A 25,542-nucleotide genomic window follows, 5' to 3' on the forward strand; every position below is an offset into this window, starting at 1 on the left:
CAACACCTCTTTTACACCGCTTTCGACCGAGTGGATCGAACCGTTAATAGAGCCAAACACCACTGCCCCAGTAACTCCTTCCGGCTTCGCTAAACTGAAGCTCAAGCGCTGTCGAAAACTGCGCAACTCTTTGTTTACCAAGGAGTTTTCCGTTTCGACTGCGCCGGAAGTGGGGCGAATTATAGGCTTCCAGATTCTGCCGTCAAGGGTTAATTGACGCTTTATTCAGGCTTTAGCGTAATACGCGCAAAAGCCTTCTTACCAGCCTGACAAACATGGGTCGCACCCAATGCATATATATAGGTACGATCAACCACCTCACCATCTATACGCACACCACCAGAACCAAGAAGGTCGCGCGCCACTGCCGAATTCTTCACCAGGCCCGCCTTATTAAGGACGGCGGCAATCGGCATATCTTCGGTAGCAGTCAATTCGATCTCAGGCAGATCATCCGGCAACTCACCATCCTTCATGCGATTGCCAGCCGCGCGATGAGCATTCGCCGCAGCCTCTTCACCATGGAAGCGCGCTACGATTTCTTCAGCCAGCTTGATCTTTATGTCACGAGGATTGGCGCCAGCCTCTACATCAGCCTTAAATACGGCAATCTCATCCATCGAGCGGAAGCTCAGCAACTCGAAGTAGCGCCACATCAGCGCATCCGGAATAGACACCAGCTTGCCATACATCACGCCTGGCGCTTCCTGAATCCCGACGTAGTTGCCCAGAGACTTGGACATCTTCTTCACGCCATCCAGGCCTTCAAGCAAAGGCATGGTGAGGATGCACTGCGCCTCCTGCCCATAAGAACGCTGTAACTCGCGCCCCATCAGCAGATTGAACTTCTGATCTGTACCGCCCAGCTCGACATCGGCACGCAGCGCCACCGAGTCATACCCCTGAACCAGCGGATAAAGGAACTCATGGATCGCGATCGGCTGATTGGTCGAGTAACGATTGTTGAAGTCGTCGCGCTCAAGCATGCGCGCTACGGTGTACTGCGAGGTGAGACGAATGAAATCCGCCGGCCCCATCTTGTCCATCCAGGTGGAGTTGAACGCCACCTCGGTCTTGGCCGGATCAAGAATCTTGAATACCTGACTCTTGTAAGTCTCGGCATTTTCGAGGACCTGCTCACGAGTCAACGGAGGACGCGTTACGCTCTTGCCGCTCGGATCACCAATCATTCCGGTGAAGTCGCCTATCAGGAAAATCACCTGATGCCCCAAGTCCTGGAACTGACGCAGCTTATTGATAAGCACCGTATGACCCAGGTGCAAATCCGGCGCGGTCGGATCGAAACCAGCCTTAATACGTAGTGGCTGACCACGCTTGAGCTTTTCGACCAGCTCGGACTCGACCAACACCTCTTCCGCACCACGTTTGATCAGCGCTAGCTGTTCTTCAACCGACTTCATAACAGACCCGCAAGGCTCAGATTCAAAGGGAACCAACCATACAAGATCGCGGACTAATTACAAGTTTTGCCCGGCGTACGGAGGCCAATCCACGAACAGAGTGTCCGCGGGCTTGCTTCACAGATGATTTGGTTATATTTTATACAGTTATTTCATCTTCATCATGTCATTCATCTTTTCCAATTCATCTTTATCAAAGTCAAATTACCTATGCTCACAGAACCGACTAAGGCGCCGCCGCTTTATCCGAAGACCCACCTGCTCGCCGCAAGTGGTATTGCCGCTCTTCTCAGCCTGGCGCTCCTGGTATTCCCTTCAAGCGATGTAGAAGCCAAAAGAACGACTCTGAGTCTTGACCTGGAAAGCCCGGTTCAGCAACTGACACAAGATCAAGACGCTTCCGATGCGGAACAAGCCACAAATGAAGCGCTAGCGCCCCCATTTGCACAAATCGAAAACAGCCCCGAAGACAGCAAGGAAACCGCTCAGGCACGGCCTGTTCCAGCGGTTGTAGAAGAGAAAAAAACCCCTCTTCACAGGGAAGTTATTGTTGCCAAAGGCGACACGCTCTCCACACTGTTCGAGAAAGTCGGTCTGCCAACGACATCGGTGCATGAAGTCCTGGCCAGCGACAAACAGGCCAAACTGTTTACTCAGCTCAAGCACGGCCAGAAACTCGAGTTCGAATTGAGCCCCAATGGCCAGTTGAACAACTTGCACAGCAAGGTCAGCGACCTGGAAAGCATTAGCCTGACCAAAGGTGCCAAGGGCTTTGCTTTCAACCGTGTCACCACCAAGCCCACAGTACGCTCCGCCTACGTTCATGGCGTGATCAACAGCTCGCTCTCGCAATCCGCCGCACGTGCCGGTCTGTCTCATAGTCTGACCATGGATATGGCCAGCGTGTTCGGCTATGACGTCGACTTCGCCCAGGATATTCGTCAGGGTGACGAATTCGATGTGATCTACGAACAAAAGGTCATCAACGGTAAAACCGTCGGCACCGGCCCGATCCTTTCCGCACGCTTCACCAACCGCGGCAAGACGTACACCGCCGTGCGCTACACCAACAAGCAAGGCTCCAGCAGCTACTACACCGCTGATGGCAACAGCATGCGCAAAGCCTTTATCCGTACTCCCGTGGACTTCGCCCGCATCAGCTCGCGCTTCTCCATGGGGCGTAAGCACCCGATCCTGAACAAGATCCGCGCCCACAAAGGTGTCGACTATGCAGCCCCTCGCGGTACGCCGATCAAGGCCGCCGGTGATGGCAAGGTTCTATTGGCCGGCCGCCGCGGTGGCTACGGCAACACCGTGATCATCCAGCACGGCAATACCTATCGCACGCTCTATGGCCACATGCAGGGCTTCGCCAAAGGCATCCAGACTGGCGGCAACGTCAAGCAGGGCCAGGTTATCGGTTATATCGGCACCACCGGGCTCTCCACTGGTCCACACTTGCACTATGAGTTCCAGGTCAACGGTGTACACGTCGACCCGCTGGGCCAGAAGCTGCCAATGGCCGACCCGATCGCCAAAGCGGAACGTGCGCGCTTCCTGCAGCAAAGTCAGCCGCTGATGGCGCGGATGGAGCAAGAGAAAGCCACCATGCTGGCTTCGAGTAAACGCTAAGTCATGGCGCTCTATATAGGTGTGATGTCCGGGACCAGCCTTGATGGCCTGGATATCGCGCTGATCGAGCAAGCACCGGCGATCAAGCTGATCGCCACGCATTACATCCCCATGCCTGAAACCCTGCGCGCCGAGATGCTTGGCTTGTGTGCCAGCGGCCCGGACGAGATTGCCCGCTCCGCCATCGCCCAACAGCACTGGGTGCAACTGGCCGCTCAGGGCATCCGCACCCTCCTCGCTCAACAGAAACTGAAGCCTGAAGATATTCGAGCGATTGGCAGCCACGGGCAAACCATTCGCCATGAGCCTGCACGGGGCTTCACTGTCCAGATCGGCAATCCAGCCCTGCTGACCGAGCTCACCGGCATCACCGTCGTCAGCGACTTCCGCAGCCGTGACGTTGCCGCTGGCGGGCAGGGTGCTCCGCTGGTTCCAGCCTTCCACGAAGCGCTGTTTGATGAGCGTGCAGGCAATCGCGCAGTGCTGAATGTCGGCGGATTCAGCAATCTCAGCCTGATCGAGACTGGCAAGCCCGTCGCAGGCTTTGACTGCGGCCCCGGAAACGTTTTGCTTGATGCCTGGATTCACTCGCAGCGCGGCGACAACTTTGATCGCGATGGCCAATGGGCCGCCAGTGGGAAGGTAGGGCCCGCGCTGCTGAAAGCCTTGCTCAGCGACCCCTTCTTCCTGGCCAAAGGCCCAAAGAGCACCGGTCGTGAAGTATTCAATCTTGAATGGCTCCAGCAGCATCTGCGCTGCCTGCCAGAATTTTCCGCCGAAGACGTGCAAGCGACACTGCTTGAATTGACCGCACTGACCATCGTCGAGTCATTACAAGCAGCGCAAAACGGGACGCAAGAGCTGCTGGTCTGCGGCGGTGGCGCCCACAACGCAGCATTGATGAGCCGCCTCGCCGCCCTGCTGCCAAACACCAAAGTCAGCAGCACCGCTGCTTACGGCGTAGACCCGGACTGGGTCGAAGCCATGGCGTTTGCCTGGCTGGCCCATTGCTGCCTGGAAGGCATTGCAGCCAATCGCCCCAGCGTCACCGGTGCTCAAGGCTTGCGTGTACTCGGTGCTATCTATCCCGCTTGATCGATAGACAGCAAAACGCCGCAGAGCTCTGAAGCCATGCGGCGTTGAGTGAAACGGGTACAGCGCTGATCGATCAGATCGAGAACGAAGAACCGCAACCACACGTCGTAGTGGCATTCGGGTTCTTGATTACGAAACGAGAACCTTCCAGACCTTCCTGATAATCCACCTCGGCGCCTGCCAGGTACTGGAAGCTCATCGGATCGACTACCAGACTGACGCCTTCGCGCTCAACGATGGTGTCGTCATCGGCCACTTCTTCATCGAAGGTGAAGCCGTATTGAAACCCAGAACAACCGCCGCCCGTAACGAATACGCGCAGCTTCAAGCGATCATTACCCTCTTCATCGACCAGGCTCTTTACCTTGTGCGCGGCACCGTGGGTAAATTGCAAAGCCGTGGGGGTGAAGGATTCGACGCTCATGCTGACTATCTCCCGGCGTTACGCCGCCATAATGCGTGATGACGCGCATTATCCGCTTCTCCTAGAAAAGCGGTCAACTATTGTTATGGTATAGCAAGTAGGAGCGAGCTTGCTCGCGATGGTCGTTAACGGTGACACGTACTTCCTGGATAAACGTGGCGCCTTGGAATCCATCGCGAGCAAGCTCGCTCCTACAGGAGATAACTCCCTTACGGCAGCATCCCGGCGTGGGACAGGCCCAAGCGCTCATCCAGACCGAACAGGATGTTCAGGTTCTGTACCGCCTGACCCGACGCTCCTTTGACCAGGTTATCGATCACCGACAACACGACCACCAGATCACCGTCTTGTGGGCGATGAACGGCGATACGGCAGACATTGGCGCCGCGTACGCTACGGGTTTCCGGATGACTGCCCGCCGGCATGACATCGACGAATGGCTCATTGGCATAGCGTTTTTCAAATAACGCCTGCAGATCCACCGACCTGTCCACAACGGTCGCGTAGAGCGTCGAGTGAATACCACGAATCATTGGCGTCAGATGCGGGACGAAGGTCAGGCCGACATCCTTGCCGGCTGCGCGACGCAGTCCCTGGCGAATCTCAGGCAAATGACGATGCCCTTTGACCGCATAGGCCTTCATGCTTTCGGAGGTCTCGGAATACAGCGAACCAACGCTGGCACCGCGACCGGCGCCGCTGACACCCGACTTGCAGTCAGCGATCAAGCGTGTGGTATCTGCCAGCCCAGCCTCAAGCAATGGCAGGAAGCCCAATTGCGTGGCCGTTGGATAGCAACCCGGCACCGCAATCAGGCGCGCCTGTTTGATTTGCTCGCGATTGACTTCAGGTAAACCGTAAACGGCTTCTTCCAGCAGCTGTGGCGCGCCATGAGGCTGGCCGTACCACTTGGCCCATTCATCAGCATCCTGCAAACGGAAGTCTGCCGACAGGTCGATAACCTTGGTGCCCGCTGCCAGCAACTCGCCCGCCAATGCATGAGCAACACCGTGCGGTGTGGCGAAGAACACCACATCACAGGCAGCCAGTGTCTCGATGTCCGGCACGCTGAACGCCAGGCCGTCGTAATGGCCTCGCAGGTTCGGGTACATGTCGGCAACGGCCAGGCCCGCCTCGGATCGGGAAGTGATCACTACCACTTCAGCTTGCGGATGCTGTGCCAACAGACGCAACAGTTCGACACCGGTGTAACCCGTGCCGCCGACGATACCGACCTTGACCATATACCTGCCCTCAACGAACCACTGGAAAGCCGTCGATAATAGGGGCCGCGCAGGCCTGCGACAACCGTCAAGGTGACGTACGGAGGCTCAAGCCTCTACTATTCGGACTACCGTGAACCTGGGAATAACTAAAAATGCTGTATCTGTGGCTCAAAGCTTTTCACATTATCAGTCTGGTCTGCTGGTTTGCCGGCCTGTTTTACCTGCCGCGACTATTCGTCTACCACGCGCAAAGTGAAGACAGCGTTAGCAAAGAGCGCTTCAGCATCATGGAGCGCAAGCTATACCGCGGGATCATGGGCCCGGCGATGATCGCCACGCTGGCATTCGGGATCTGGCTGATCAGTCTCAACCCGAGCACCTACTTCGGCCAAGGCGCCTGGATGCACGCTAAGTTGACCCTCGTGGTAATCCTGATTGGCTACCATCATATGTGCGGCGCACAGGTAAAACGCTTTGCCCGCGGCGAAAACACCCGCAGCCACGTTTTTTATCGCTGGTTCAATGAAGTGCCTGTTCTGATATTGCTGGCAATCGTAATTCTGGTCGTTGTGCGGCCGTTCTAAATCCTACTAGTCGCAACTATTCGGGGTACTTTCAATGTCGCTGCCCGCCCTGCTAGAAGAACGCTTGCGTCTGCCTGTCGTGGCAGCGCCGATGTTCCTGATTTCCAACCCGCAGTTGGTACTGGCTTGCTGTCGTAACGGCGTGGTCGGGAGCTTTCCCGCTCTCAACCAACGTGAAAGCAGCGGTTTCAAAGCCTGGCTCGAGGAAATTGAAGCAGGACTGGCGGCGCTGGAAAATCCTGCGCCCTATGCCGTGAATTTGATCGTTCACCATAGCAACCCGCGGCTTGAGGCGGATCTGGCGATCTGTATCGAACACAAAGTGCCGATTGTCATCACCAGCCTCGGCGCGGTGAAAGAGCTCGTCGATGCGGTACACAGTTATGGAGGGCTGGTGTTTCACGATGTCACAACTCGTCGCCACGCTGAAAAAGCCGCTGAAGCTGGCGTGGACGGATTGATTGCGGTCGCCGCCGGTGCTGGCGGACATGCCGGGACCTGGAGTCCGTTCTCACTGATTGCCGAAATCCGCCAGTTCTTCGACAAGACCCTGCTACTGGCCGGTTGCTTGAACCACGGCCACGAGATTCTTGCCGCACAACTGCTCGGTGCGGATCTGGCGTATTTCGGCACACGCTTTATTGGCACAACCGAAAGCCACGCACCTGAAGCTTATAAAGAGATGCTACTGAGCTCCAAGGCCGCCGACATCATTCACACCCCAGCGGTGTCCGGCGTCCCCGCAAGCTTCATGCGCCAGAGCCTGGTAAATGCCGGTTTCGATTTGGGGGTGCTGCAGGGCAAGGGTGAAGTCAACTTCGGGTCGAAACTCAAGCCCCTCAGCGACGAAGCCAAAGCCTGGAAAACCGTTTGGTCGGCTGGCCAGGGGGTAGGTGAAATTGATGATCTGCCCAGCGTCGATCAATTGGTGGCACGCCTGGACGCCGAATACCGCAGCGCGCAAGAGCTTGCCACGCGATTGCCAAAACGCTGGCCGCGCTGAGGCCGTTGGACAGCACAACAGCCAAAGCGCTGTCTTCACTCTGGCTGGTCTCGCTTGCCGCGGTGCTCATCGACGCAATCGCTGGCGGCCTTACACTCTCAAAGATGAGTACGAGAGCAGCTCGCCGAGGAGCTACGAAAACATCGAACCAGCGACAGATGCAGCCCAATCAGCTCAGCCCCCTGTAGACTCTGCGCAAGAATGAAAAGCGCTCTGCGCCTGTGACACCTTTGTCCCAGGTGCGAAGCCGTTGCGATGGAGATTTGCATGACCCGTTACGCTCTGATCACTGGTGCTTCCAGCGGCATTGGCCTGGCCATGGCCGAAGCACTGGCAAGACGTGGCCGCAGCCTGATTCTGGTGGCCCGCCAACGTGATCAGTTGGAAAGCATTGCGATAGAACTGACCCAGCGCTTTGGCGTGGAAGTATTGTTCCGTGCCTGCGACCTCGGAGAGCCGCTGCGCCTCTCCGGCTTTTTGCTGGAGCTTGAAGAAGGTGACCGTCAGATTGATTTGCTGGTCAATTGCGCCGGCATCGGCACCTGCGGTCCGTTTCTGGCCCAGGACTGGATGACGGAACAAGACCTGATCGAAGTGAACATTCTCGCCCTCACCCGTTTGTGCCATGCCGTTGGCAACACCATGGCTCTTTATGGTGGCGGGCAGATTCTGAATGTCGCATCGATCGCGGCCTTTCACCCAGGCCCCTGGATGAGTACGTACTACGCCAGCAAGGCATATGTCCTGCATTTCTCGGAAGGTCTGCGCGAAGAGCTGAAAAAATGCGCGGTAAAGGTATCGGTGCTCTGCCCTGGGCCGACGCGCACTGCCTTCTTCCGCACCGCTCAGCTCGACGCAAGCAAGCTGGAAAGCAGCAAGCTGCTGATGAGCCCCGAGGAGGTTGCGCTCTACACCGTACGCGCTTTGGAAAAGAACCGCGCAATCATTATTCCCGGGCGTCGCAACCGCTGGCGCGCCTTTGTTCCACGCCTTGGCTCACGCTGGCTCATACGAAAAATTGCCGGTGTCATCAACAAGACTTACTGCCCGCGTTAACTCACAACCATGTAAAGGGCTGGGCGCAGGCAGGTCACCTGAGTACACTCAGCCCGGACCAACACAACGGAGCAACAGCTGTGGATACTCTGTTCACCAAGATCATCAACAGAGAAATACCCGCGAAGATCATCTACGAGGATGACCAGGTACTGGCCTTCCACGATATTGCCCCACAGGCACCGGTACACTTTCTGGTCATTCCGAAGAAACCGGTCCGCACGCTTAACGACCTCACAGAGGATGACAAGGCGCTGGCTGGACATATGCTGTTCACCGCCCAACGTCTGGCCAAAGAACTTGGCTGCGAAGCAGGCTTTCGTGTGGTCATGAACTGCAATGAGCTGGGCGGGCAGACCGTCTATCACATTCATATGCACGTGCTCGGCCAGCGTCAGATGCACTGGCCTCCGGGCTGATTGCTCTAGAACCCACCTTTGCGGCACACCCTTCGCACCATTGCAGCCAAGGGTGTGCTGATCCAGCGCAGGCTTCGCCTCATCGATTGGGGTAAACTGGCCACCGTGATTCTTCCCGGAGGTAAGCATGACTACCCAACGTCACTACTCGCCGATTGACCGTCTTTTGCTGCAAGCCGACGCGGCCATGCGCACCCTGCTGCCTTTCAGCGGCCAGCCCTATCGCCCTTCACCGGCCATCGTGCAGCCTGACGCGCAGTTGAGCGATGCGGACGCCCGGCACGTTGCCGGCCTGATGCGCATCAACCATACCGGCGAAGTCTGTGCCCAGGCGCTGTATCAGGGCCAGGCCCTGACCGCCAAGCTGCCGCAGGTGCGGGCCGCGATGGAGCATGCCGCCGAAGAAGAGATCGACCACCTGGTCTGGTGCGAACAACGCATCCGCCAATTGGGAAGCCATACCAGCCTATTGAACCCGTTGTTCTACGGCATGTCGTTCGGCATTGGCGCGGTTGCCGGGCTGATCAGCGACAAAGTCAGCCTCGGCTTCGTGGCCGCGACTGAAGATCAGGTATGCAAACATTTGAATGAACACCTGGAGCAACTGCCTGCCGAAGACGAGAAGTCCCGGGCAATTCTCGAGCAGATGCGCATCGATGAAGAGCTGCACGCCGAAAGCGCCCTGGATGCCGGTGGTTTCCGCTTCCCGGCGCCAGTCAAGTTCGGCATGAGTCTGATGGCCAAGGTCATGACCAAGAGCACCTATCGGATCTAGTCTGTAACCAAAACTGCGGGCACAAAAAAGGGCGCTGAATAAGCGCCCTTTTTTTGCTTGGCAGATCAGCTCGACATGTTGCGAGCGTAGAAGATCTCCAGCATTTCGTGCTTCACCCGCTCAGTAACCTGAGCGCGCTGTTCGACCGACAAGTTGCTGGTGGCGTCGCCGAACAGGTAGTTATCCAGTTCGAAGTTCTTGAGCAGCATCTTGGTGTGGAACAGGTTCTCTTGGTACACATTCACGTCGGTCATCTGGTAACCGTCGCGGGTGTCCTCGGAGAGGTAATTCTGAATCGAGTTGATCTCGTGATCGATGAAGTGCTTCTTGCCTTCAACATCACGGGTGAAACCGCGCACGCGGTAATCCACGGTAACGATATCCGAGTCGAACTGGTGAATCAGATAGTTGAGCGCTTTAAGCGGTGAAATAACCCCGCACGTCGACACATCGATATCCACACGGAAAGTCGCGATACCGTCCACCGGATGAATCTCCGGATAGGTATGTACGGTGATGTGGCTTTTGTCGAGGTGAGCCAGGATGGTCTCGGGCAGTGGCCCCGGGGATTCTTCGATCTGGCTGTCGGTAGGTGTCACCGGCTGCTCGGAAATCAGAATGGTCACGCTGGCGCCTTGCGGATCGTAATCCTGACGGGCGATGTTCAGGATGTTGGCACCAATGATATCGACAACATCGGTAAGAATCTGCGTCAGGCGTTCGGCGTCGTACTCTTGGTTGATGTACTCGACGTAAGCCTGTTGGTCCTGCGGGGTTTCCGCGTAGCAGATGTCATAGATGTTGAAGCTCAAGGTCTTTGTCAGGTTATTGAACCCGTGGAGCTTGAGTTTGCTTTTCACCGTTAAAAACTCTCTTTGTATGCGGCCCGGCCGCGTGATCAAGCATGCCCGTCAGATGCGAACGACGCACCTGCGTAGGACGGTTAACACCTCTTCGCGATGGCGATTTTGGTTGTCTGCTCGGGCAAGTGACCTGCCTTGAAAGCGATCACTGCCCTGAAAAAAGTGGCGCATTATGCAGACCTCGGCCAATGATCGCCAGAGTCTGCACTGCTTTTATGATACTTGAATGTCGATTCAACCGAGTTCGACAATCTCATAGTCGTGAGTAATGGCGACGCCGGCGGCACCGAGCATGATCGACGCCGAGCAATACTTCTCGGCCGACAGCTCGATCGCGCGTTTGACCTGAGCTTCTTTGAGGGCCCGCCCCTTGACCACGAAATGCAGGTGAATTTTGGTGAAGACTTTAGGGTCTTCAGTGGCGCGCTCAGCCTCAAGGAAGGCTTCGCAGCTTTCCACTGCCTGGCGAGACTTCTTCAAGATGCTGACCACATCGAAATTGCTGCAACCGCCAAGGCCCAGCAGGAGCATTTCCATGGGCCGCACACCCAGGTTGCGACCGCCGCTTTCTGGCGGACCATCCATTACGACCACATGACCGCTGCCCGATTCACCGAGGAACATGGCTTCGCCAGCCCATTGGATGCGTGCCTTCATCGCCAAGACTCCACTGCTAAAAAAGGGTCGCCAGCTTAGCACAGGGCTCAGAAAGGACAGCGTTTTGCATCCAGCTCAGAGACTGCCGCTTCCGATAGGTAAATTCCCGAATCTCTACAGAATGCGTCTGTTAAGCTGGCGCCAAATCAATGGCGTTTGGCCAGCTATTTGCAGCATCTTGCGCTCGATAAAAAAGCTAAAACGAAACCACACCGTGCAGTCTTTTCGGGATTCAACCATGGTTGCTATTACCCCCACACCCAAGATCAAGAACCTCGACAAATTGTTGATGCACTGCCAGCGCCGACGCTATCAGGCCAAAAGCAACATCATCTGTGCTGGCGATCGTTCGGACACGCTGTTTTTCATCATCAAAGGTTCAGTCACCATCCTGATCGAGGACGACGATGGCCGGGAAATGATCATCGCCTACCTCAACTCAGGTGACTTCTTCGGTGAGCTGGGCTTATTTGAACAAGCCGGTCATGAACAGCAACGCAGCGCCTGGGTACGGGCCAAGATCGAATGTGACGTGGCGGAGATCAGCTACAGCAAGTTCCGCGAACTGTCCCGGCAGGACCCGGATATTCTCAACGTCGTCAGCGGCCAGATTGCCCAGCGCCTGCGCGATACCACGCGCAAGGTCGGCGACCTGGCGTTCTTCGACGTCACCGGCCGGGTAGCCCGTTGCCTGCTGGAGTTGTGCAAGCAACCGGATGCCATGACCCATCCAGACGGTATGCAGATCAAAGTGACCCGTCAGGAAATCGGTCGGATCGTCGGCTGTTCACGAGAAATGGTCGGGCGCGTACTCAAGGACCTGGAAGAGAGCAACCTGGTAAATGTCAAAGGCAAGACCATGGTGGTATTCGGCACTCGTTAAGCCGGCAGCAACTTCGCCAGTAGCTGTCGATACAGGGTATCCAGCCGCTTGATTGCATCCGGGGCGGCGAATTGCTCATGTAAGGCGATGTGGCTCTGAGCACGAACACGCTGTTCAAGACCACAGGCTTCATTGAAACGGTTGACCGCCGCGACCATCGACTCGCGCTCGTTGTCCAGTAACAGCGCACCGTGCACCAACCCCACCGGACGCTGGCCGCCCTTGCTCTGACGCCAACGCTGAGCGGTGCCCACCATCTTGCGACCATCGAGATTGACGTTAAAACGCCCGTCGCAGAATGCGCCGTCGACTTCTCCCAGAGAAGGTGTGCCGCCGAGTTCAGCGAGCAGCTCACAGATCGGATCGCACAACCGGCGATAGGCGATTTCGATCCGGCCCTGATCACCTTCACTGCGTGGCGGCGCGTAGACCAGTGCAATATTGATGGTTGCCGAAGATTGCGGCACCGGCTCACCACCGGTCTCGCGCAACAACACCGGCCAGCCGCTGGCGGCCAGCTCAATACTTGCCGCCTCAAAGCCTGGCAGGCGGCTCAAACGTCTGGGCATAACCAGCGCTCGATCACTCGGCTGCCAGAACAACAGGCCAAACTCGAGTTCGCCAGCGCAAACAGAGGCCAGCAAATCCTGCTCGGCGCGCAAACCGGCTTCAACGGTCAAGGCAATGGGCTGAGTCATGGCAGTACGAATCCTTTGCAATGGCGCACGTATGTATAAAAAAAGCCGGCATCGCCGGCTTATTCACTCAATCAGGTTCAGTCGAGAGTGGAGCCGCTCACCGGCACACCACGCTCAGGGAAAAACAACCGTTGCAGCTCAGTCCCTGGATTCTCCGCGCGCATGAACGCCTCGCCAACCAGGAACGAATACACTTCGCTGATCTCCATCAGCTCGACATCGGCACGATTGAAGATGCCACTCTCGGTAATCACCAGGCGATCACGCGGGATACGCGGCAGTAGATCCAGGGTGGTTTCCAGGTTGACGTCGAAAGTATGCAGATTGCGGTTGTTAACGCCCACCAGCGGTGTGTCGAGGGTTTTCAAGGCCCGCTCCAGTTCGTCACCGTCGTGCACTTCAACCAGCACATCGAGGCCAACGCTTTTCGCCACGGAGGCCAGCTCGGCCATTTTCACGTCATCCAGAGCGGAAACGATCAACAACACGCAATCAGCGCCCAGCGCCCGGGCCTCAACGATCTGATACGGATCGACCATGAAATCCTTGCGGATAACCGGCAACTTGCACGCTGCCCGCGCCTGTTGCAGATAAGCGTCGGCACCCTGGAAGAAATCGATATCAGTGAGCACTGACAGGCAAGTCGCGCCGCCTTTCTCGTAGCTCCTGGCGATATCTGCCGGCACGAAGTTCTCGCGGATCACGCCTTTGCTTGGCGAGGCCTTTTTGATCTCGGCAATCACTGCCGGGTGTTTGAGCTTGGCCTGGGCGATCAGCGCCTTGGCAAAACCGCGAGGCGCATCAGCTACCTTGGCCAGTGCTTCCAGCTCGGCAAGCGTCACGCGAGCGCTGCGCTCAGCGACTTCTTCAACCTTGCGCGCGAGAATCTTTTCCAGAACCGTCGGCACACTCATCCTTCATTCTCCATCTTGAATACCGCGGTGAACGCGCCCAACTCTTCGAGCTTCTCCCGAGCCAGCCCGGTGTGCAGTGCATCGTGAGCCAGGGCAACACCCTCTTTGAGGCTACTCGCATGATCGGCGGCATACAGCGCGGCGCCGGCATTGAGCACGATCATTTCCGCAGCTTTGTGGCCGTTCTCGGTTTTACGACGCCCAAGGGCATCGCGAATCAATTCAAGCGACGCCGCCGGGCTTTCGACCACCAGGCCGAACAGACTCTGACTTTTTATACCAAGGTCTTCCGGCTGGACCCAGTACTCGGTTATTTCGCCATCTTTCAGTTCAGCAACAAAGGTCGGTGCCGCGAGGCTGAATTCGTCCAGACCATCCTGGGAATGCACCACCAGCACATGCTTGCTGCCCATACGCTGCAACACTTCGGCCAATGGACGGCACAACGCCTGAGTAAACACGCCAACCACCTGATGCTTCACGCCGGCCGGATTCGTAAGCGGGCCAAGCATGTTGAACAGCGTACGCAGGCCCAAATCGCGGCGCGGCCCGGCGGCGTACTTCATTGCGCCGTGATGGGACTGAGCGAACATGAAGCCGATGCCGACATTATCGATGCAACGGGCTACTTGAACGGGTGTCAGGTTCAGGTAGATGCCGGCTGCCTCCAGCAAATCGGCACTGCCGCTTTTTCCGGAAACCGCACGGTTACCGTGCTTGGCCACAGTACAACCGGCCGCGGCGACCACGAACGAGGCCGCTGTCGACACGTTGAAAATGTTCGCGCCGTCACCGCCGGTGCCGACCACATCGACCACGCCATCGAGGGTTTTCAGTTCGACCTTGTCCGCCAGCTCACGCATGACCGACACCGCCCCGACGATTTCGTCGATGCTCTCGCTTTTCATGCGCATGGCCATCATAAAGGCGCCGATCTGCGCGTCAGTGCATTGCCCGGTCATGATCTCGCGCATGACATCGCGCATCTCATCAGTACTCAGGTCCAGGTGGCCGACGATACGGCTCAGGGCAGTCTTGATATCCATGGAAAGTCCTTAGCGCGTGCCGCCGCTCTGTTTGAGGAAATTGGCGAACAGCTCGTGGCCCTGCTCGGTGAGGATCGACTCTGGGTGAAATTGCACACCCTCAATGTTCAGCGTTTTGTGGCGAAGGCCCATGATCTCGTCGATGGAGCCGTCTTCACATTGAGTCCAGGCAGTCAGTTCCAGGCAATCGGGCAGGGTTTCGCGCTTGACGATCAGCGAGTGATAACGCGTAACCGTCAGCGGATGATTCAAGCCTTCGAACACACCCTTGTCCTCGTGGAATACCGGGCTAGTCTTACCATGCATGACTTGACGGGCGCGCACCACATCGCCGCCAAAGGCCTGGCCGATGGACTGATGTCCAAGGCACACACCCAGAATGGGCAACTTGCCGGCGAAGTGCTTGATGACTTCCAGGGAAATGCCGGCTTCAGTTGGAGTGCACGGGCCTGGGGAGACAACGATGCGCTCGGGTTTGAGGGCTTCGATTTCGGCAATGGTGAGTTCATCGTTACGCACCACTTTGACGTCTGAACCCAGCTCGCCGAGGTACTGCACAACGTTGTAGGTAAAAGAGTCGTAGTTATCGATCATCAGCAACATGTGGGTTACAACCTCTTGAATTCACTGACTTTTAATACGGCCTTCGTATGATTTACCCGCAGCGTCTCCCGCTCTGTCAGTCGCTGGACTTCAACCAGCACAAGCGGTGTTTTACACGGGCAAAGAAGGCAAATCGGTACAGGTCCGGCCGGGCCGGCAGAGAAAAGTTAGGCGCGCCAACGCCAACGGGCGTGGGCCTTAACAACTCGCATCAAGAGTTTGCTGACGATCAACACAGGGAAGGTCTCATTCATACGTCCCGGCACAGTAACTTAGCTGAGCAGAGGGTGCAATATGGCGCAGCCCAAGCCTGAACAAACAATCGATGCGGCCTTTGGCCATAGCTTAAGCGCAAAAGTTTTTGGTACTGTCGTTTCGTTCTCTACAACAATAAATAAATGGACTTGCTCATGATCAAACAGACGTTGTTCGTACCGCTCGCCGGCTGTCTTCTCGCGCTGGCTTGCGCTCAAGCGATAGCGGCTCCCTCCCCCTATTCCAAATTCATCGTGTTCGGCGACAGCCTGAACGATGCCGGGCAGTTCACCGATCCGGGTGGCCCGGCCGGTGCGACGTTGCGCTTCACCAACCGCACCGGCCCGATCTACCTGGATGGCAGCGGTGAAATTCGCGCCGCCAATTCGACGCAGCTGCTGGGGGGAAAACTGGGGTTTTCGCCTGACCAGACGGCTGCCTCGACCTCGGCAGTACGCGCCAACCAGGGCCTGCCTGACGGCAACAACTGGGCTGTCGGCGGCTACCGCACCGACCAGATCCTCGACTCGATCACCACCACATCAGACACAGGCGAACGCAGCCGAGCGGGTTACCTGCCGACGAATAACTTCCGCGCCGACCCGAATGCACTGTATTACCTCTCGGGCGGTGGCAACGACTTTCTCCAGGGTCGAGTGACCAGCCTTGACGGGGCTAACGCCGCCGCCGATCGCCTGGTCAGCAGCGTGCAAACCCTGCAACAGGCCGGTGCCCGCTACATCATGGTCTGGCTGCTGCCAGACATCGGACTGACCCCGGCTATCAACGGCACACCGCTGCAAGCGTTCACCTCCCAGCTCAGCGCCCAGTTCAACACCGAACTGGTGAGCCGACTGCAGAGCGTCAACGCCGAGATCATCCCGCTCAACATTCCGCTGCTGCTTAAAGAGACGTTCGCCAACCCGGCACAGTTCGGCTTGGCCACCGACCAGAACCTGACCGCCACCTGCTTCAGCGGCGACAGCTGCACCGAGAACGCCCGGTACGGCATCAACAGTGCCACCCCTGACCCGACCAAGCTGATCTACAACGACTCGGTCCACCCGACCGAAACGGGGCAACGCCTGATTGCCGATTACGCCTACTCCCTGCTGGCCGCGCCATGGGAGCTGACGTTGCTGCCGGAAATGGCCCAGGGCACCCTACGCGCGCATCAGGATGAATTGCGCAACCAGTGGCTGGCTGACTGGGAAAACTGGCAAGGCGTTGGCCAATGGCGAGCAATTGTCGCTGGTGGCGGCCAACACCAGGACTTCGACACCCAAAGCAGCGGCGCAAGCGCCGACGGCAACGGCTACAACCTGAACATCGGCGGCAGCTACCGTCTCGATGAAGCCTGGCGCGTCGGTGTGGCTGCCGGTTTCTACCATCAGAAGCTTGATGCAGGTCAGGACGACTCGGAATACAAACTCAACACGTACATGGGCACAGCGTTCGCCCAGTACCAGCAGAACCGCTGGTGGGCTGACGCCGCAATGACCGCCGGGCATCTGGACTACGACAGCCTCAAGCGCAAGTTCGACCTTGGCGTTAACGAACGCGGGGAAAAAGGCGATACCAGCGGCTATGTGCTGGGCATCAGCGGTCGCCTGGGTTACGACATCGCGCAACAGGCAAGCAGCCCATGGCACCTTTCGCCGTTCGTGAGCGCCGATTTCGCCAAGGTAAAAGTCGATGGTTACTCGGAAAATGGCACCGACGCTACTGCGCTGACGTTCGATGACCAGTCCCGCAACTCCAGGCGCCTTGGCGTCGGTATCCAGGGCAAGTATCAGGTTACCCCGCAGACGCAAGTGTTTGGCGAGTTTGCCCACGAACGCGAGTACAACGACGACACCCAGCACCTGACCATCAACCTTAACAGCCTGCCGAACAACCGGTTCACCCTGGCCGGTTACACCCCGCAGACCAACCTGAACCGCCTCAACCTGGGCGTGAGTCACAAACTCACTCAGGACCTGGCACTGCGGGCCAGCTACAACATCCGCAAGGATGACGACTTCACCCAACAAGGCATCAACGTGGGTGTCAGCCTGGACTTCTAAAGGGCAAACGAAGGTTGTTGCCTGGACGGTCGACAAGATCAAAAGATCGTCCGAACGCGGCCCAAACCTCCGGCAGCTCCTACATGGGGAATTGAAGGCAATAAAAAACGCGGCGCCCTCGCAGGCACCGCGTTTTTTATGGATCAGCGTTAAGGCGTCTGTTCGGCGAGGGCAACAGCGCGGAACATTGCGCGGCGCTTGTTCAGCGTCTCTTCCCACTCCAGCGCAGGCACTGAGTCAGCGACGATACCGCCACCGGCCTGCACATGCAGTTCGCCGTTTTTGATCACCGCCGTGCGAATCGCAATCGCGGTGTCCATGTTGCCGTTCCAGGCGAAATAACCCACCGCGCCGCCGTAAACGCCGCGCTTGACCGGTTCCAGTTCATCGATGATTTCCATCGCACGGATCTTCGGCGCGCCGGACAAGGTGCCCGCCGGCAGAATCGCCCGCAGCGCGTCCATTGCCGTCAGGCCGGCTTTCAGTTGGCCAGTGACATTGGAGACGATGTGCATCACGTTGGAATAACGCTCGATGACCATCTTCTCGGTGAGCTTCACTGATCCGATTTCCGAGACCCGGCCAGTGTCGTTGCGACCCAGGTCGATCAGCATCAGGTGCTCGGCGATTTCCTTGTCATCGGACAGCAAGTCTTCTTCCAGCGCCAGGTCGGCCTCTTCATTGGCCCCGCGTGGGCGGGTGCCAGCGATTGGCCGGACGGTGATCAGATTGTCTTCGACCCGTACCAACACTTCCGGCGAGCTACCGACGACATGGAAGTCGCCGAAGTTGAAGAAGTACATATAAGGCGTCGGGTTGAAGCAACGCAGCGCCCGATACAGATCAATCGGCGCCGCCTTGAAGTCGATGGACATGCGTTGCGACGGCACGACCTGCATGCAGTCACCGGCGAGGATGTATTCCTTGATGGTGTCCACCGCCCGCTCGTAATCGTCCTGGGTGAAGCTGGAACGGAATACGGGATCTGCGGCCTGTTGCTTGCTGAAGTCCAGACCGCGACGCGGGGTGATCGGCTGGCGGAGTTTTTCCAGCAGCTCTTGCAGGCGCGCCTGCCCATTCTCGTAAGCGTTTTCCTGGGAAGGATCAGCCAGGACAATCGCATGCATCTTGCCAGCGAGGTTGTCGAACACCACCACGGCATCGGAAACCATCAGCAGAATGTCCGGTACGCCCAGTGGATCCGGGTTCGGGCATTTACCCAAACGCTTCTCCACATAACGCACGCAGTCATAGCCGAAGTACCCCACCAGCCCGCCGTTGAAACGCGGCAATCCGGCGATGCTCGGCACGTTGTAGCGTGCCTTGAACGCTTCAACGAATGTCAGCGGATCTTCGGATTCATGGCTTTCGATCTCCACACCATCGTGGGTGACACTGATGTGATGATCATGGACACGCAACACGGTGCGGCATGGCAGGCCGATGATCGAATAACGCCCCCACTTCTCACCGCCCTGCACGGACTCCAATAGATAGGAGTTCGGCTGATCGGCCAGTTTCAGGTAGATCGACAGCGGTGTGTCGAAGTCGGCAAGGGTTTCACAGGCAAGCGGGATGCGGTTGTAGCCGGCAGCGGCCAAACGCAGGAATTCTTCGCGGATCATGAGTAGCCTCGTGGCTTGAGGGTCTAACGGTCAGTAATGCAAACACGCCGGATAGCCGGCCAGAATCAAGTCAGGCGCGCCAACGCCAGCGGGCCAGGGCCTTGATGACTTTCATCCAGAGCTTGCGAGTGACCACCACGATGGAATCTCTTGGAGGGGGTTGAGCAACGTCGGGCAACGTTATCTCAGCGGCAGGATCCAGGCAACCGGGAATTAAAAAGCGCAGATCATCGATCACCAGCGCCGGCGACTCTTCGGCAATCGGTCGACCGTGATTGTAGCCATAGCTAAGCGCGACACACTTCACACCTGCCGCTTTCGCCGCCAGTACATCGCTGCGCGAATCACCGATGAACAGCGATTGGGAGGCTGGCACGTTGGCCATTTTCATCACGAAAAACAGCGCCGCAGGATCGGGTTTCTTCTGCGCCAAGGTGTCGCCGCCGATGATCCAGCGGAAATACCGGCCGATCTTCATCTGATCCAGCAGCGGCGCGACAAAACGCTCAGGCTTGTTGGTGATCAGGGCCATTTCCACGCCCTGTTTGTGCAGCCATTTCAAGGTTTCGCGCGCGCCGGGGTAGACCACGGTCAGTTCATGACCGTCCGCATAGGCCTCCATGAAAATCTCCAAAGCCTGTTCGGCTTCGGCATCGTCGACGTCAGCATGATCAATGCTTTCGGCAAGCGCGCGACGAACCAGCACTTGCACGCCGTTACCGACCCACTCACGCACAGGCTCAATACCGACGGGCGAGCGTCCCAGTTTGAGCAGCATGTTATCCACAGCCACCGCGAGGTCAGGGACCGAATCGATCAACGTGCCATCCAGATCGAACATCACCAGCCGTGGCAAACGCCCGGGAAACAGCTGCTCAAAGCCATTCATGGGCGAGCCAGTGCCAGTTCGGAACGCATCTTTTCAATTACCTCCTGGTAATTCGGAGCATTGAAGATCGCCGAGCCAGCGACGAAGGTGTCAGCACCCGCCTCGGCGATTTCGCGGATGTTGTTGACGTTCACCCCACCGTCGATTTCCAGACGAATGTCACGCCCGGACGCATCGATCAGCGCCCGCACTTCACGCAGTTTGTCGAGGGTGGCGGGAATGAACTTCTGCCCGCCAAAGCCCGGGTTGACGCTCATCAGCAGGATCATGTCGACCTTGTCCATCACGTACTTGAGTACGTCCAGCGGGGTCGCCGGGTTGAACACCAGACCCGCCTTGCAACCGCCTTCGCGGATCATTTGCAAGGAACGGTCGACATGCAGTGTGGCTTCCGGGTGGAAGGTGATGTAGGTCGCACCGGCTTCGATGAAGTCGCCGATAATGCGATCCACCGGGTTGACCATCAGATGCGCGTCGATTGGCGCGGTGATGCCGTATTTGCGCAGCGCGGAACAGACCATCGGGCCGATGGTCAGGTTCGGCACGTAGTGGTTGTCCATGACATCAAAGTGGACGATGTCGGCGCCAGAGGCGAGAACGTTATCCACTTCCTCACCCAGACGGGCGAAATCGGCGGAGAGAATCGACGGAGCAATAGCGAAGGGCTGCATGACGCACCTTTTCTGAGCAGAATCACGATGGCGCGCATTGTATACCTCATGCTTTCCAACGCGCACTGTGGCCTCAATGATCTAGTACGCGGTGCGATAGATTTTCTCGATATCGACAGCGCTCAGTTTACGCGGATTGTTGCGCATCAAACGCTCGATCCCCGCGGCCTCCACAGCCATGGCCGGTATCGCCTCCTCAGGCACCCCGAAACTACGTAACCCTTGGGGTATCTCCACGGTGGCACACAACTCGGCCATCGCCTCCACGGCCCTATCGGCCGCTTGATTGGCACTCAGCCCGGCGGTTTTCACGCCCATGGCCTGGGCAATATCCTGCATGCGCTCGACGCAGGCCATCTTGTTCCAGGTCATGACATGCGCAAGCAACAAGGCATTGCTGACGCCGTGGGCGATATTGAACCGCCCGCCCAGCGGATAGGCCAACGCATGCACCGCGCCGACTCCGGCATTACCGAACGCCATACCGGCCATCAGGCTGGCGGTGGCCATGTCTTCGCGGGCCTGCAGATTGGAAGGATTGGCGTAGGCCTTGGGCAGCGCTTTGGTGATGAGTTTTATCGCGCCGATGGCCAGTGAGTCGGTGATCGGCGAAGCGTTCAGCGACAGGTAGGACTCAATGGCGTGAACCAGCGCATCCATACCGCTGGCGGCGGTGACGCTGCGCGGACAGGTCAGGGTCATCTGCGGGCTGACCAGCGCCACATCCGGCAGCAGGTAATCACTGATGATGCCTTTCTTCAATTGCGCGACCTTGTCGGAAAGAATCGCCACATTGGTGACTTCCGACCCCGTACCGGCGGTGGTCGGGATCGCGATCAGCGGCGGGCCTTTGCGCGGCACTTGATCAATGCCGAACAGATCCTCGAGGGCACCGTGGTAGCCGGCGTACGCGGCGACACTTTTGGCAATATCGATGGCACTGCCGCCGCCCAGGCCGATCAGACCGTCGTGCCCGCCTTCGCGGTAAACGCGCATGCAGTCTTCGACAATGGCGATTTCCGGGTCAGGCAGAACCCGGTCGAAAATTTCATAAGAGCGTTCACCCATTTGCGCCAGCGCAAGCTCCACCGTGCCGGATCTCACCAGCGCGGCATCGGTGACAATCAATGGGTGGTCAATGTCCAGGCGGGTCAGCTCGGCGGCCAATTGCTCGATGGCGCCAGCGCCGGTGATTAGCTTGTGGGCGATTTTGAAGGAAGACAGACTCATCGGCTCGGCCTCTTATAGTTTTGGGGGCTGGGCACAAGAGTAGCTGGGGATTGGGGTTTGTCTGCTATTGATCCGGTGAATGTAACAAAGATCCAATGCGGGGACTTGCTCGCTATGACGGCGAAACATTCGACATTTATGCCGACTGACAGACCGCTGTCGCGAGCAAGCCCGCTTGAAAAACTTCTACCTTCAGACTGGCGCCGTACGCAGCTTCTCGCTGCGCCCACGCAACCATTCCAGGGTCAGCAGCAGGATCACCGAAAAAGCAATCAGCAGCGTCGCGGCGGCGGCGATGGTCGGGCTAAGGTTTTCGCGGATGCCGCTGAACATCTGCCGAGGCAACGTTGCTTGCTCCGGGCCGGCGAGGAACAGCGTTACCACTACCTCATCGAACGATGTCGCGAAGGCAAACAGTGCCCCGCTGATCACCCCAGGCGCGATCAACGGCAACGTCACCCGACGGAAAGCCGTCAGCGGTGATGCGCCCAGACTGGCGGCAGCACGCACCAGGTTTTGATTGAAACCTTGCAACGTAGCCGACACGGTAATGATCACGAACGGCACACCCAACACCGAATGCACGACGATCAGCGAGGTATAGCTGTTGCCAAATCCCAGCGGGGCGAAGCACAGATAGCTGGCAACACCAATGATCACCACCGGCACCACCATCGGCGAAATCACCAACGCCATCACCAACGGTTTGCCGGGGAAGTCGCCGCGCGTCAGGCCGATGGCTGCCAGCGTGCCGAAAACCATCGCCAATACAGTTGCTGCCGGGGCGACGATGATGCTGTTCTTCAGGGAGCGCATCCACTCCGCCGAGGCGAAGAAATCCTGGTACCAATGCAGCGAGAAACCTTGCAGCGGGTAAACCAGGAAGCTGCCCGAGTTGAACGACAGCGGAATGATCACCAATACCGGCAAGATCAGGAACAACAGAACCAGCCCGCAGAGAATGCGCAAGCTGTAGAACCAGACCCGCTCAACGGGCGACTTGTAAGGGCTCAACATTTCGATTCTCTCCTTAGCTCAGGCGCAGGCGACTGGCGCCCACCAGCCAGCTGTAAATCAGGTAGAGCACGATGGTCGCCAATAGCAGCAAGCCACCGAGCGCAGTCGCCATCCCCCAGTTGATACTGGTGTTGGTGTAGAAGGCGACGAAGTAACTGACCATCTGATCGTTCGGGCTGCCGAGCAGCGCCGGGGTGATGTAGTAACCAATTGCCAGGATGAACACCAACAGGCAACCGGCGCCGACACCGGCATAGGTCTGCGGGAAGTACACCCGCCAGAAGCTGGCAAACGGATGGCAACCGAGGGAAATCGCCGCCCGCATATAGGTTGGCGAGATGCCTTTCATCACGCTGTAGATCGGCAGAATCATGAACGGCAGCAGGATGTGCACCATGGAGATGTAAACCCCGGTACGGTTGAACACTAGCGCCAGCGGTTTATCAATCACACCCATCGCCATCAGCGCGCTGTTGATCAGGCCACCCGACTGCAGCAAGACAATCCACGCCGCGACTCGCACCAGAATCGAGGTCCAGAACGGCAACAGCACCAGAATCATCAACAGGTTGCTTTGCCGGGACGGCAGATTGGCCAACAGATAAGCCAGCGGATAAGCCAGCACCAGGCAGATAGCGGTAATGATCAGGCCCATCCAGAAGGTGCGGGCGAAGATATCGAGGTAAATAGCCTGGTCTGGTGTGGCCGGGGCCACTTCGCCCAGGTCGTCGATGCGGTGATCGACAGCCGCCAGCAGGTAATAGGGTGTAATGCTGCTGGTGTTGCGGCGGATCGCCTGCCAGTACGCCGGATCGCCCCAACGCTCGTCGAGACTTTCCATCGCGTCTTTATAAGAGGCCGGTTCAGTCTTGAACGGCAGCGCTCGCGCGGTTTTGGTCAGCAGGCTGCGATAGCCGGCCAACTCCATGTTCAGTCGCTTGGACAGATCGCCCAAGGTTTGATTCTTGCGGGCTTCGGCCAGGTCTTCGCTGACGGCCTTGTAAACTGGCTCAGCCGGCAAACCTCGACCATCCCAGGCAGTTACCGCCGCCACAGTGCGCGGCATACCACCGACCACTTCCGGGTTACCGACGCTCTTGTAGAGCAGCGCCACAATCGGCACCAGGAACACCAGCAACAGAAACAGCACCAAGGGCGCGATCAAAGCCTGGGCCTTCCAGCGGTTGACCCGCTCGGCATGTGCCAGACGCTGCTTCAAGGTGGGGCTGGTGACCTCGTTCAGGGGAACGGTGATGGCCATAGCAAACTCCGGAAATCTTTAAACGTTTCAGAGGGCGGCATCCCGTTTCGGAATGCCCCCCTGCTCATCTGAAAATACACAACTGTTGCAGGAGCAAGGCTAACTCGCGATCGAGATGATGCGGTCTTTCAGCAAAACCGCGTGTACCTCATCGCGGGCAAGCCCGGCTCCCACAGGAGCGTGATTACTTCGCAGCCCACGAGTTGAAGCGCTGCTCCAGTTGCTCACCGTTATCAGCCCAGAAGCTGACGTCGATCTGCACCTGGTTGGCGATGTTTTCCGGAGTGGTCGGCATGTCTTTCAGAACATCTTTGGCCAACAGCGGTACGGCTTGGGTATTAGCCGGGCCGTAGGCAATGTTTTCTGAATAAGTCTTCTGCTGCTGCGGCATGACCGAGAACGCGATGAATTTCTTCGCAGCTTCGGCACGGGCTTTATCCAGACCTTTTGGGATCGCCCAGGCGTCGAAGTCGTAGATACCGCCGTTCCATACGACTTTCAGGTTGCTTTCTTTCTGCACGGCAGCGATCCGGCCGTTGTAGGCCGAGCTCATCACGACGTCACCAGAGGCCAGATATTGCGGCGGCTGAGCGCCCGCTTCCCACCACTGAATGCTTGGCTTGAGCTCATCGAGCTTCTTGAAGGCACGGTCCTGACCATCTTTGCCGGCCAGCACTTTGTAGACATCTTTGGGCGCGACGCCGTCGGCCATCAAAGCGAACTCCAGGGTGTACTTGGCGCCTTTACGCAGGCCACGCTTGCCCGGGAATTTCTTGGTGTCCCAGAAATCCGCCCAACTGGTCGGTGCGCTTTTCAGCTTGTCGGCGTTGTAGGCGAGCACGGTCGACCAGACGAAGAAGCCAACGCCGCAAGGCTGAATAGCACCTTTGACATAGTCTTCGGATTTGCCGAACAGGGCTGGATCGAGCTGCTCGAACATGTCTTCGTCACAGCCGCGGGACAGCTCTGGCGACTCCACTTCCACCAGGTCCCAGGACACGCTCTTGGTGTCGACCATGGCTTTGACCTTGGCCATTTCACCGTTGTATTCGCCGGCGACGATTTTGCCGTGGCCCGCGGCTTCCCAAGGTGCGTAGAAGGCTTTGGCCTGAGCCGCCTTGTTCGCCCCGCCGAAGGACACCACCGTCAGGTCCGCGGCCGCCATTGCGTGTGCCGCACCCATCATGCCCAAAGCCAGGGCGGTGAATTTCAGGGATCTCAACATTTAT

Annotated in this window: 26 protein-coding genes; 10 read left to right on the forward strand and 16 right to left on the reverse strand. The window is 57.8% G+C overall.

Going from position 1 to position 25,542, the window contains the following annotated elements; genetic code table 11:
• A partial coding sequence (locus tag AC07VR_RS17175) for a hypothetical protein (protein WP_495011945.1) occupies nucleotides 1-217 on the forward strand: 217 nt, incomplete at its 5' end.
• A 4-nt stretch (nucleotides 218-221) separates the two neighbouring features.
• On the opposite strand, the gene tyrS is transcribed toward AC07VR_RS17175, so the two are convergent.
• The gene (gene tyrS, locus AC07VR_RS17180; protein WP_495011946.1) at nucleotides 222-1,421 is read right to left on the reverse strand and encodes a tyrosine--tRNA ligase; all 1,200 of its coding nucleotides are present in this window, start codon (nucleotides 1,419-1,421) and stop codon (nucleotides 222-224) included.
• Nucleotides 1,422-1,631: 210 nt separating this feature from the next.
• On the opposite strand from tyrS, the gene AC07VR_RS17185 reads away from it, so the two are divergent.
• Together AC07VR_RS17185 and AC07VR_RS17190 are read left to right on the forward strand one after the other, a co-directional pair.
• Entirely contained in the window at nucleotides 1,632-3,053 is a 1,422-nt protein-coding gene (locus tag AC07VR_RS17185) for a peptidoglycan DD-metalloendopeptidase family protein (protein ID WP_495011947.1), read from the forward strand.
• A gap of 3 nt (nucleotides 3,054-3,056) precedes the next feature.
• A complete protein-coding gene (locus tag AC07VR_RS17190) occupies nucleotides 3,057-4,148 on the forward strand; it encodes an anhydro-N-acetylmuramic acid kinase (protein WP_495011948.1) in 1,092 nt (363 codons plus the stop codon).
• A 73-nt stretch (nucleotides 4,149-4,221) separates the two neighbouring features.
• Here the strand turns inward: AC07VR_RS17190 and erpA are convergent, their stop codons facing one another.
• Together erpA and argC are read right to left on the reverse strand one after the other, a co-directional pair.
• Nucleotides 4,222-4,572 carry an iron-sulfur cluster insertion protein ErpA gene (gene erpA / locus AC07VR_RS17195; protein WP_007906865.1) on the reverse strand — a complete coding sequence of 117 codons (351 nt, stop codon included), beginning with the start codon at nucleotides 4,570-4,572 and terminating at the stop codon, nucleotides 4,222-4,224.
• Between the two features lie 209 nt (nucleotides 4,573-4,781).
• The gene (gene argC / locus AC07VR_RS17200; RefSeq protein ID WP_494990527.1) at nucleotides 4,782-5,816 is read right to left on the reverse strand and encodes an N-acetyl-gamma-glutamyl-phosphate reductase; all 1,035 of its coding nucleotides are present in this window, start codon (nucleotides 5,814-5,816) and stop codon (nucleotides 4,782-4,784) included.
• A gap of 134 nt (nucleotides 5,817-5,950) precedes the next feature.
• On the opposite strand from argC, the gene hemJ reads away from it, so the two are divergent.
• The 5 genes from hemJ (at nucleotide 5,951) to coq7 (ending at nucleotide 9,635) form a co-directional block, all read left to right on the forward strand.
• Nucleotides 5,951-6,382: a protoporphyrinogen oxidase HemJ gene (hemJ, locus tag AC07VR_RS17205; protein WP_494990528.1), complete on the forward strand. Its 432-nt coding sequence runs from the start codon at nucleotides 5,951-5,953 to the stop codon at nucleotides 6,380-6,382.
• Nucleotides 6,383-6,416: 34 nt separating this feature from the next.
• A complete protein-coding gene (locus AC07VR_RS17210; protein WP_494990529.1) occupies nucleotides 6,417-7,385 on the forward strand; it encodes an NAD(P)H-dependent flavin oxidoreductase in 969 nt (322 codons plus the stop codon).
• Nucleotides 7,386-7,652: 267 nt separating this feature from the next.
• Nucleotides 7,653-8,441 carry an SDR family NAD(P)-dependent oxidoreductase gene (locus AC07VR_RS17215; RefSeq protein ID WP_494990530.1) on the forward strand — a complete coding sequence of 263 codons (789 nt, stop codon included), beginning with the start codon at nucleotides 7,653-7,655 and terminating at the stop codon, nucleotides 8,439-8,441.
• 80 nt (nucleotides 8,442-8,521) lie between these two features.
• Nucleotides 8,522-8,860 carry a histidine triad nucleotide-binding protein gene (locus AC07VR_RS17220; RefSeq protein WP_494990531.1) on the forward strand — a complete coding sequence of 113 codons (339 nt, stop codon included), beginning with the start codon at nucleotides 8,522-8,524 and terminating at the stop codon, nucleotides 8,858-8,860.
• A 127-nt stretch (nucleotides 8,861-8,987) separates the two neighbouring features.
• Nucleotides 8,988-9,635 carry a 2-polyprenyl-3-methyl-6-methoxy-1,4-benzoquinone monooxygenase gene (gene coq7, locus AC07VR_RS17225; RefSeq protein WP_494990532.1) on the forward strand — a complete coding sequence of 216 codons (648 nt, stop codon included), beginning with the start codon at nucleotides 8,988-8,990 and terminating at the stop codon, nucleotides 9,633-9,635.
• Between the two features lie 65 nt (nucleotides 9,636-9,700).
• Here the strand turns inward: coq7 and speD are convergent, their stop codons facing one another.
• Both speD and AC07VR_RS17235 read right to left on the reverse strand, forming a co-directional pair.
• The gene (speD, locus tag AC07VR_RS17230) at nucleotides 9,701-10,495 is read right to left on the reverse strand and encodes an adenosylmethionine decarboxylase (RefSeq protein WP_494990533.1); all 795 of its coding nucleotides are present in this window, start codon (nucleotides 10,493-10,495) and stop codon (nucleotides 9,701-9,703) included.
• A 237-nt stretch (nucleotides 10,496-10,732) separates the two neighbouring features.
• On the reverse strand, nucleotides 10,733-11,155 hold the full coding sequence (locus AC07VR_RS17235) for an OsmC family protein (RefSeq protein WP_495011949.1): 423 nt from the start codon (nucleotides 11,153-11,155) through the stop codon (nucleotides 10,733-10,735).
• Between the two features lie 238 nt (nucleotides 11,156-11,393).
• Between AC07VR_RS17235 and crp the strand changes: the two genes are divergently transcribed.
• Nucleotides 11,394-12,038: a cAMP-activated global transcriptional regulator CRP gene (gene crp / locus AC07VR_RS17240; RefSeq protein WP_494990535.1), complete on the forward strand. Its 645-nt coding sequence runs from the start codon at nucleotides 11,394-11,396 to the stop codon at nucleotides 12,036-12,038.
• On the opposite strand, the gene AC07VR_RS17245 is transcribed toward crp, so the two are convergent.
• From AC07VR_RS17245 to AC07VR_RS17260, 4 genes are all read right to left on the reverse strand, one after another.
• Nucleotides 12,035-12,736, reverse strand: a complete 702-nt coding sequence (locus AC07VR_RS17245; RefSeq protein ID WP_495011950.1) for a lipoate--protein ligase family protein — start codon at nucleotides 12,734-12,736, stop codon at nucleotides 12,035-12,037. The two genes, crp and AC07VR_RS17245, sit on opposite strands and share 4 nt — an antisense overlap.
• Before the next feature lie 77 nt (nucleotides 12,737-12,813).
• Complete coding sequence (trpC, locus tag AC07VR_RS17250) at nucleotides 12,814-13,650, reverse strand: indole-3-glycerol phosphate synthase TrpC (protein ID WP_494990537.1); 837 nt, start codon at nucleotides 13,648-13,650, stop codon at nucleotides 12,814-12,816.
• Nucleotides 13,647-14,696: an anthranilate phosphoribosyltransferase gene (gene trpD / locus AC07VR_RS17255; protein WP_494990538.1), complete on the reverse strand. Its 1,050-nt coding sequence runs from the start codon at nucleotides 14,694-14,696 to the stop codon at nucleotides 13,647-13,649. The genes trpC and trpD overlap by 4 nt, the downstream gene beginning before the upstream one ends.
• Before the next feature lie 9 nt (nucleotides 14,697-14,705).
• Nucleotides 14,706-15,299, reverse strand: coding sequence for an aminodeoxychorismate/anthranilate synthase component II (locus tag AC07VR_RS17260; protein WP_494990539.1), 594 nt, complete (start codon nucleotides 15,297-15,299; stop codon nucleotides 14,706-14,708).
• 410 nt (nucleotides 15,300-15,709) lie between these two features.
• Here AC07VR_RS17260 and estP point away from each other — a divergent pair, with 410 nt between their 5' ends.
• A complete protein-coding gene (estP, locus tag AC07VR_RS17265; protein WP_495011951.1) occupies nucleotides 15,710-17,620 on the forward strand; it encodes an esterase EstP in 1,911 nt (636 codons plus the stop codon).
• Nucleotides 17,621-17,769: 149 nt separating this feature from the next.
• Here estP and trpE read toward each other — a convergent pair whose 3' ends face one another.
• The 7 genes from trpE to AC07VR_RS17300 all read right to left on the reverse strand — a co-directional run bounded on the left by trpE (nucleotide 17,770) and on the right by AC07VR_RS17300 (nucleotide 25,538).
• Nucleotides 17,770-19,245 (reverse strand): anthranilate synthase component I, encoded by a 1,476-nt coding sequence (trpE, locus tag AC07VR_RS17270; RefSeq protein ID WP_494990541.1) that lies wholly within the window; start codon nucleotides 19,243-19,245, stop codon nucleotides 17,770-17,772.
• A gap of 70 nt (nucleotides 19,246-19,315) precedes the next feature.
• Nucleotides 19,316-20,134: a phosphoglycolate phosphatase gene (locus AC07VR_RS17275; protein WP_495011952.1), complete on the reverse strand. Its 819-nt coding sequence runs from the start codon at nucleotides 20,132-20,134 to the stop codon at nucleotides 19,316-19,318.
• Complete coding sequence (gene rpe, locus AC07VR_RS17280; protein WP_494990543.1) at nucleotides 20,131-20,805, reverse strand: ribulose-phosphate 3-epimerase; 675 nt, start codon at nucleotides 20,803-20,805, stop codon at nucleotides 20,131-20,133. Before rpe ends, AC07VR_RS17275 begins: the two co-directional genes overlap by 4 nt.
• A gap of 81 nt (nucleotides 20,806-20,886) precedes the next feature.
• The gene (locus AC07VR_RS17285) at nucleotides 20,887-22,035 is read right to left on the reverse strand and encodes an iron-containing alcohol dehydrogenase (protein WP_495011953.1); all 1,149 of its coding nucleotides are present in this window, start codon (nucleotides 22,033-22,035) and stop codon (nucleotides 20,887-20,889) included.
• A 192-nt stretch (nucleotides 22,036-22,227) separates the two neighbouring features.
• Nucleotides 22,228-23,052, reverse strand: coding sequence for an ABC transporter permease (locus AC07VR_RS17290; RefSeq protein ID WP_494990545.1), 825 nt, complete (start codon nucleotides 23,050-23,052; stop codon nucleotides 22,228-22,230).
• A gap of 13 nt (nucleotides 23,053-23,065) precedes the next feature.
• On the reverse strand, nucleotides 23,066-24,313 hold the full coding sequence (locus AC07VR_RS17295) for an ABC transporter permease (protein ID WP_494990546.1): 1,248 nt from the start codon (nucleotides 24,311-24,313) through the stop codon (nucleotides 23,066-23,068).
• Between the two features lie 184 nt (nucleotides 24,314-24,497).
• Entirely contained in the window at nucleotides 24,498-25,538 is a 1,041-nt protein-coding gene (locus AC07VR_RS17300; protein ID WP_494990547.1) for an ABC transporter substrate-binding protein, read from the reverse strand.
• Nucleotides 25,539-25,542 lie beyond the last annotated feature (4 nt).

The organism is Pseudomonas sp. GW821-FHT02H09, assembly GCF_059421425.1.